Raw genomic sequence first — 7,283 nt, 5'->3', positions numbered from 1 at the left:
GAGGTTTGGCGCTGTTTCCGTAGCTGGCTTCGCACCATGAACCCGGAGCTACCTCCCTCCGAGCTTATCGTCGCAAACGCCCTTCGAACGGCCATCCCGGCATTTTTCTCGTTTCCACATTTGGACGCCAACCTCAAGAAAATAGTCGTCAAATACCACCGCTATGACCCAGACTTGGATGCTAGCCGTATGGCCGCGTGAGATGAAACGGAAAACTCGTCACTGTCCAGTACTCTAGAATGCTGAATTATTAGAGGTGCCCTTAAGTAACCCTCTCCATTGCGGCCATGGCTTCCCTGATTCTTTGCAGGTTGAAGCCGGGCGCCCGCGCGGCGTCCAGCATCACCTTCTCCTTGCGCGCCATGAGATCGATGGCGGCGGGGAGTTTCTCGGCCTCGGCCTGGGTGAAGACGACCGAACCGTGCAGGTCGGCATGCACGAGATCGTTGGGGGAGACCACCATTCCCAACACATCCACGCGCTGGCCCACGTCCACCACATGTACCCAGGCGTGAGCGGGGGAGAGGGTTGCAGCCAGACAGAGGAATTGGGGGTGCATGGTATCCAAATCTCGCATGGAGCCGTTGGTGACGGCGCCCACGCAGCCCAGGCCCCAGTGAACGTTGGTGTTGACCTCGCCCCAAAATGCGCCGGCGCCGGGTTGATGGTCTATCTCTTGAATGACGGTTACCGTGGGCCCGGGCGATTGCGCCACGTGCTCGTAGTAAGCCAGCAGCTTTTCCTTGCGGGTGGCCGGGTCGAAGGGCGTGGAGGAGCGGATAGTGGCGGTGCGCGCGTAACCCACAATGGGCGGCAGCTTGGGGTTGCAAGCGATGAGGCGCTGGCGGCTATAGCCGGTGGCAAAGCGGCCCCCGCGTACGATCTCCAGCGCGTTGACGATGGTGGGGGTATCGAAACCCTTGAGATGCTTGAACAGCGTGTCCATGAAGACTCCGGTTAATGGGATTGCAGTTAAAGGGATTGCAGAAATTGCAGCAGGATAGCGCGATTGGAGCGCGATAGCCGGGCGAAAGCCTCTCGCGATTTCAGTGCTTGGCCGCCATGCCATAGGATAGCCTCTTGCACGTCGCGTGCGCGGCCGTCGTGCAGCAGATTTACCTCCCCGTCGATGCGGCTCAAGAGGCCCAAGCCCCACAGTGGCGCAGTTCGCCACTCGTTGCCCTGGGCGTCCAACTCACCGGTTTCAGCGGCGAGGGCCTCTCCCATGTCGTGCAGCATGAGATCGGTGTATGGACTGATGAGGGGTGCTTCTGGGAGCGATGTGCGCAGCCGGGGTGCGTGGCAGGCATCGCATTGCAGTTGCGCGAATAAGCGCGCACCCTTCACGCTGGACGCGCGCGGGGATGGTACCGCGATTCCTTGCAAATAAGCGGTGACACGGTCCAGTTGTTCTTCCTTCAACTCGGGATGAGCCACCGTCTGCGTGTTAACGCAGGCCGTTTGCGCGGGCGTGCAATTCTCGGCGGGGAACAAATAAGAGGTGACCCCGATGTCGTCCCTGAAAGCCGCGGCCGCTTGCCTGCGCAAACTGGGCTGGCTCGCTTTCCAGCCGAAGCGCCCGGTGACCAGAGCCTCGCCTTCCCGCACGCGATGCACGCGGCCTTCGGCGCCTAAGGCGCGCTGGCGGATGCGCTGGCGTTCTATTTCATGTTCGCCTACGGCCTCCAACAATCCCAAGCCCGCCAGCTGTGGCGCAACGCGCAGGGAAATGCGTGTGCCGCGCGACAATGCACCGTAAGCGAGTTCGCTCAACTTCGTCTCGGGCCAACGCAGTGTGACGACTTCGCCATCGTGCAAGACCACGCGCTGCTCGCGCCAGCGAATGAGGATTTGGCCTTCGGCCGGGACTTTGCCAAGAATCCCTTGCGTGTTGAGTTGCCCTCCGTAAACGGGGTCGGGCAATGGGATGTTGCCAGCCGCCGCCAGCCGAGCAACCAGTGATAAACTTCCCGGGTCGGCGCTGCCTCGGCCGTTGCGCTCATGGCACTCCTCGCATGACTGCGCATTGGACAAAGGGCCGCGCCCCCATTGCCCGCCGATGGAAGGGAAGGGCACCCAGCGCTGTACGAACTCTTCCTTGCCTAGGGCGAACTGTGCGAGTCGCGCCGCATCGAGGCTAGGCCGCGCGTGCTGGAACGCGTATTCGGACGTGCCAGCAACGGCGATGCCGGCCATCCGCGGGGAGGTAGGGGCCGAACCGGTGCAACCACCGAGCGCAATGGCGGCCATCGATATGAAAACGATAATGGCATGCCTGCGCGCGAGGAGGGGGCGCGCCTCCGTTATCATGCCGCCGGTCACCGACTGTTCAATTATCCCCATTGATCCTAGAAAACTCCTTGGCGAGCCAGGCCAACTGGCGCCGCGCGTACTTTGTACTCCTCGGCGCATCTTTTTTATTGCGGCTCATGATCGCCGCGCGCTTCCCCATCTTGAGCGACGAAGCTTACTTTCTTTTCTGGGGGCAGTATCCGGATTACGGCTACTACGATCACCCGCCCATGATGGGCTGGATTGCCTGGCTCATGTTGCGGTGGTCGGACGCGCCTTGGGTGGTGCGCTTGCCTTCAGTAATGGCGCCATTGTTGGTGAGCGCGATCTTCGTGGCGCTGCTAAAGCGCCTGGGGCAGCGCCAAGCCTATCTTGCGGGATGTTTGATCCTGCTGGTTCCCGCGAACGTGATCAACGTCGTCATCACCACGGATACGCCTTTGCTCGTGTTCATGGCGCTCTCGGCGGCGAGCTTCGTACTGGCGGTTCATGAGGGCAAGCTACGTTGGCACGGGATCGCGGGTGCGATGCTGGGCTGCGCGTTTCTGTCGAAGTACTTCGCTGTGCTGCTAGGTATCGCATTCCTCGTGTTTATCGCCACCACACCTTCCATCCCTGATCGTTGGAAGGCGGCTGGGCTCATCCTCCTGTGTTCGCTGCCGTTCGGCTTTCTGCACGCGTGGTGGAATTACAAGCATTGCTGGTCCACGCTTTTGTTCAACGCCTTTAACCGCACGAGCAATGCAACACTGGGTGTCCAGTCCATCGGGCTATACGTTGTGTGCGTGGTCTATACCTTGTGCCCCTTCGCCCTTTACCGGATGACTCGTGTGCGAGAGGGCTTGCGCTCGGCGTGGAAATCGCCCGCCGCGCGCGCGCTGCTGTGGCTTTGGATCTTGCCGTACGCATTGTTCGCCATGGTGTCGTTGGGGAAAACAGTGGGCTTGCATTGGATGTTCGGCTTCATCCCTGTTTTCTTTGCATCCGCCGCATTGGTTTTGAACGCGCGCGAGTTGCGGCCGAGTTGGATTTACCTCGGCTTTTTCTCAACGCTGCACGTGGTGGCCGTGTTCGCGGTTCTTGCCCTGCCTCTGAGCGTTTGGGAAAAAACCAAGGTCCACGATGGTTTTGTCTATCACACTCGCATGCCTGAGCTACTCAAACAGATCGCGCGATATCGCGGGGATGCAGCCTTGCTGTCGGCAGGCTATTCGGCGGCGGCCATCGCGTCTTATCATTCCAAGACTTACGTTCCGGTGTGGGGGCAGACCACCTACCACGGCCGTCACGATGACATCCTCACGGACTTTCGGCGCTTCGCTGGACAGCGTTTGGCGGTGCTGCACAAGGGCGTACCCGCCGAGGGAGAATATTCCCCGTACTTCGCCCATACCGAGGAGCACGCGATCCTTCAAGACGGCGCGCGCTTCACTCTAGTCATGGGCGATGGGTTCAAATACGAGGTCTACCGAGACCGGATATTGGCCGCGATCCGGCGGACCTATTACCGCATCCCGAAATTTCTGCCCGTGGGGGCGTGCTATTTCTGCGACCGGTACTTTCCGGGAGAAGCCTATTTACGACGATGAATGGAGGCTGCATTGAATCATTCGAAGTACCGCTTAAAACCTGGATCGAAACTGGATCTCTCGCAGAGGTATTCGGCGGACAAAAGCGCGCTGCCTGGCGGGTCGAAGGAGAATGCCGTTCAGCTTCTCGCGCAATTGAGCAAGGACATCGATCGCTTGCAGGACCTTCTCTTCGCGCAACAAAAGCATGCGGTACTGGTCGTACTGCAGGGTATGGATACCTCCGGCAAGGATGGCGTGGTGCGCCACGTGTTCAGCGAAACCGATCCGCTCGGTGTGCGGGCGGTGGGATTCAAGGCGCCCACCGCGGCGGAACTCGCGCACGATTTTCTATGGCGTGTGCACCGCGAGGTTCCGGGCAAGGGCGAGATCGTGGTCTTCAACCGCAGCCACTACGAGGACGTGCTCGTCGTGCGAGTGCACAAGTGGATCGGCATGGAAACCCGCAAGGAGCGCTACCGCCAGATCAACGAGTTCGAGCGCTGCTTGGCGGAGAACGGAACTTTGATCCTGAAATTCTTTCTCCACCTATCGCGCGACGAGCAGAAGAAGCGTCTGCAAGAGCGCGTCGATGATCCAGATAAGCGCTGGAAATTCAATCCCCGCGACCTGGAGGAGCGCAAATTCTGGGGCGATTACATGAGCGCCCACGAGGACGCCTTGACCGCGACCTCCACGCAGTGGGCTCCTTGGTACATCGTGCCGGCGAATTCCAAAACGAACCGCAACATCGTCGTCTCGTCCATACTGAAAGAAGCGCTCGCCGGTCTTGACATGAGTTATCCCCAGCCCGAGTGGGATCCGGCTACCATACGGGTCACTTGAACTTCAGGAATGATCATGAGCAGATCTATCGATTACTTCATGTCCCCTGTTTCGCCCTGGACTTACCTGGGCCATCCGAGGTTCACCGCCATGGCTGCGCTACATAAGGCGCAGGTTATGATCAAACCCATCGATATCCCCAAGCTGTTCGCGGCCTCGGGCGGATTGCCCGTCAAGCAACGCCCCGCGCAAAGACAAGCCTACCGCTTCATGGAACTGAAACGCTGGCGGGATTACCTCGGCGTCGCGCTCACCCTCGAGCCCAAATTCTTTCCCTACGCGCCGGAATCTGCCTCCCACCTCATCATATGCGCCGGCAAGATCGCGGGACCGGCCGCCGCGGCGCGCTTGGCCTTTGGCTTTCTCAGGGGCTGCTGGGCCGAGGAGAAAAACTGCGCCGATCCGCTAACCATCGCCGCCATCGTGCACGCGGAAGGGCTGGACCTAGGTGCGCTTCAGTCCTACGCCGAAGAGGCCAAGGTTTTGTACGAAACTTATACGCAAGAAGCCATCGCCAAGGGCGTGTTTGGCGTGCCCACCTATGCCATCGGGGATGAGTTGATGTGGGGCCAGGATAGGCTGGAGTTCGTGGAGCGGGCGATAGCGTGAGCGATTCTCTGGCGCCTCGCGCCTACCGCCTCACGGTGAACCTACTGATTAACCGGCGACTCCGGATCGAGCAAGAACGCCACCGCGTCGGCGATCTCCTTGGGAGTGAGCCAGCCGTTGTGACCAAAGCGGGGCATCATGGAGCAGGGGTAGAAGGCTTGCGCGTTGTAGATTTTTTCGTAGGTGTATTTGATGGATTCGGGCGAGAGGCCTCGCAGCTTGCCGAACCCCGTGAGAGAGGGGCCGAGATTACCGGCGGCGATCTCCTTCTTCGCTAGCGCGTGGCAAGCATAGCAATTACCGCCCTTGCGGGTACCGGGCCGGTCGGGTTGGATATTTCCGATATGCCCGCCCGTGCCCACGGACGCCAGTTTCTCGCCCTCTTTCCAAGAGCCCATCAGCTTGCCATCTTCGGGATAGCGAAAACTTTCCTGCTGGGTTTCGAGAATGCGTTTTGCCACGTCCGGCGGCGCATGATTGCGGTAGCGCGAGCACAGCGCTTGTGCTTCGTCTTGCCGCAGCCGCTCGTTCCATTCCTCGGTGCTCGCGCCGGAAAAGGATTGGCGCACCACGGCTTCGGTACGCGCGTGTAGCGCATCACCGGCCGAGGCCGCGGTGCAAAGGCCCGCGAAAATCATCGCCGCGATATGACGCAACTTCGGCCTCATCGCTTGATGCCTGGGGCTTCCATCACGCCGCCACGAGCTTGTTGTTGTAGATAGGATTGCAAGGCGATAACCGCATCCGAAAGGTAATCCGCGTCGGGGTAACGCATCTGCCGCAAACAGTCGATCAAGCGCCTTTCCATGGTCCACACCGCGCTTTGCGATACACGATAAGCTGGCCAGGTGATCATGGAGGATTGCGCGCTCTTGTTGTCGCCGAAATTCGGCAATTCTTGCAGGCGGATGCGCCGGCCAGGCTGCGAGTGGCAAGTGGCACAGGAAAAATCCAAGGGGCCCGCGCGACGGAAGAAGATTTCCTCGCCCACACCAACCATTTCCTTCTCTTTGCCGTGCACGAGCGGGATGGCGATGGGTTTGCCCTTCGATTGCGCGGCCACGTAGGTGACGAGGGCTTCCATGTCGGAATTGGGTTTGTACCAATTCCGCGTGGCTTGCTGCTCGCTCAAACCCTGTAGCGTGGCCATGCAATGGGCCAGGCGCGACTCCGCATCTTGAACTCTATCCGTATCGGCGAAGTAGCGCGGCAACCGGGCATAGGCGCCTTCCAGCTTGCCCGCGCCCAAACCTAAATCGCATTGCTCCAAGGTGGCGTTCTTGGCTCCCCGTGGCATGGTCCACAACTCCTCGCCTCGCATTTCCATGAGATCAGCCGGATTGCCATCTTGCAACATCTTGCGGTACTTCTGAAGCTCGCTCGCTATATGGCCGTCTTCGCTGGCTGATAGCGCCGGAATGCACAGCGCGAGTGCAAGCGCGACGCAGGCAAGGCGAATCATGCTATCACGACTTCATCGCTGCGAGAGTCCCCGCGGTTGTCGGTCCACGACACCTTGACTTTCTCGCCCTTGACCCCGCCCTTGAACTTGAAAGCGATCCAGGGATTGGCTGACACGGCTGGCCCCCACTGCGCGGAGAGCACGACTTTGTCTTTATGGGTCGCGCTGACGGATTGGATGAAATGAGCTGGGATGAGATCGCCCGCTTGGTTCTTGCGCTGTCCTGTTTCCATGATGTGCGCCATCAGGACCTTTACTTCCACGACGTCTCCGTCCGCCTTGGCGCGCAATTTCATCGGACTTCCCATGCTTGGTCTCCTGGTCCGTCTCGCATTATCCGCCGCAACCGCCGAGCGTCACCTTGATTTCCTTGGACGCATAGTAGAACTTGCCTTGCGCCTTCACCAAGGCGTAGACATCGCTGGTCTGCGCCATCTTCACGCGAGTTTGTATGTCGGGGAGCGTTCCGTCGGGGATGCTGAAATGGGCGGTGAGGAGATTGGGAT

The 7,283-nt window shown here is 59.9% G+C and carries 9 protein-coding genes; 3 read left to right on the top strand and 6 right to left on the bottom strand.

What is annotated here, in order from left to right:
- Positions 1-262: 262 nt before the first annotated feature.
- Together EXR36_14995 and EXR36_14990 are read right to left on the bottom strand one after the other, a co-directional pair.
- Positions 263-946 (bottom strand): RraA family protein, encoded by a 684-nt coding sequence (locus tag EXR36_14995; GenBank protein MSQ60899.1) that lies wholly within the window; start codon positions 944-946, stop codon positions 263-265.
- 26 nt (positions 947-972) lie between these two features.
- A complete protein-coding gene (locus EXR36_14990) occupies positions 973-2,412 on the bottom strand; it encodes a thiol oxidoreductase (GenBank protein ID MSQ60898.1) in 1,440 nt (479 codons plus the stop codon).
- Between the two features lie 17 nt (positions 2,413-2,429).
- Between EXR36_14990 and EXR36_14985 the strand changes: the two genes are divergently transcribed.
- The 3 genes from EXR36_14985 to EXR36_14975 are packed head-to-tail and all read left to right on the top strand — an operon-like array spanning position 2,430 to position 5,315.
- Positions 2,430-3,881 carry a glycosyltransferase family 39 protein gene (locus EXR36_14985; protein ID MSQ60897.1) on the top strand — a complete coding sequence of 484 codons (1,452 nt, stop codon included), beginning with the start codon at positions 2,430-2,432 and terminating at the stop codon, positions 3,879-3,881.
- Positions 3,882-4,706, top strand: a complete 825-nt coding sequence (locus EXR36_14980) for a polyphosphate kinase 2 family protein (protein MSQ60896.1) — start codon at positions 3,882-3,884, stop codon at positions 4,704-4,706.
- Between the two features lie 15 nt (positions 4,707-4,721).
- On the top strand, positions 4,722-5,315 hold the full coding sequence (locus EXR36_14975; GenBank protein MSQ60895.1) for a 2-hydroxychromene-2-carboxylate isomerase: 594 nt from the start codon (positions 4,722-4,724) through the stop codon (positions 5,313-5,315).
- Positions 5,316-5,356: 41 nt separating this feature from the next.
- Here the strand turns inward: EXR36_14975 and soxX are convergent, their stop codons facing one another.
- From soxX to EXR36_14955, 4 genes are all read right to left on the bottom strand, one after another.
- A complete protein-coding gene (gene soxX, locus EXR36_14970) occupies positions 5,357-5,983 on the bottom strand; it encodes a sulfur oxidation c-type cytochrome SoxX (GenBank protein MSQ60894.1) in 627 nt (208 codons plus the stop codon).
- Positions 5,980-6,777: a sulfur oxidation c-type cytochrome SoxA gene (gene soxA / locus EXR36_14965; GenBank protein ID MSQ60893.1), complete on the bottom strand. Its 798-nt coding sequence runs from the start codon at positions 6,775-6,777 to the stop codon at positions 5,980-5,982. Before soxA ends, soxX begins: the two co-directional genes overlap by 4 nt.
- Positions 6,774-7,085 (bottom strand): thiosulfate oxidation carrier complex protein SoxZ, encoded by a 312-nt coding sequence (gene soxZ, locus EXR36_14960; protein ID MSQ60892.1) that lies wholly within the window; start codon positions 7,083-7,085, stop codon positions 6,774-6,776. Before soxZ ends, soxA begins: the two co-directional genes overlap by 4 nt.
- Before the next feature lie 25 nt (positions 7,086-7,110).
- A partial coding sequence (locus EXR36_14955; protein MSQ60891.1) for a thiosulfate oxidation carrier protein SoxY occupies positions 7,111-7,283 on the bottom strand: 173 nt, incomplete at its 5' end.

Source organism: Betaproteobacteria bacterium, from assembly GCA_009693245.1.
GTDB lineage: Bacteria > Pseudomonadota > Gammaproteobacteria > Burkholderiales > SHXO01 > SHXO01.
The sequence above is the reverse complement of the archived record's forward strand: the minus strand, read 5'-3'. Positions and strand labels throughout refer to the sequence as shown.

Bases quoted from the DNA above. Each gene is read 5' to 3' on its own strand.
- EXR36_14990 (MSQ60898.1), bottom strand. From the start codon at position 2,412: ATGCGCCGAGGAGTACAAAGTACGCGCGGCGCCAGTTGGCCTGGCTCG.
- EXR36_14995 (MSQ60899.1), bottom strand. From the start codon at position 946: ATGGACACGCTGTTCAAGCATCTCAAGGGTTTCGATACCCCCACCATC.
- soxZ (MSQ60892.1), bottom strand. From the start codon at position 7,085: ATGGGAAGTCCGATGAAATTGCGCGCCAAGGCGGACGGAGACGTCGTG.
- soxX (MSQ60894.1), bottom strand. From the start codon at position 5,983: ATGAGGCCGAAGTTGCGTCATATCGCGGCGATGATTTTCGCGGGCCTT.
- EXR36_14975 (MSQ60895.1), top strand. From the start codon at position 4,722: ATGAGCAGATCTATCGATTACTTCATGTCCCCTGTTTCGCCCTGGACT.
- EXR36_14985 (MSQ60897.1), top strand. From the start codon at position 2,430: ATGATCGCCGCGCGCTTCCCCATCTTGAGCGACGAAGCTTACTTTCTT.
- soxA (MSQ60893.1), bottom strand. From the start codon at position 6,777: ATGATTCGCCTTGCCTGCGTCGCGCTTGCACTCGCGCTGTGCATTCCG.
- EXR36_14980 (MSQ60896.1), top strand. From the start codon at position 3,882: ATGGAGGCTGCATTGAATCATTCGAAGTACCGCTTAAAACCTGGATCG.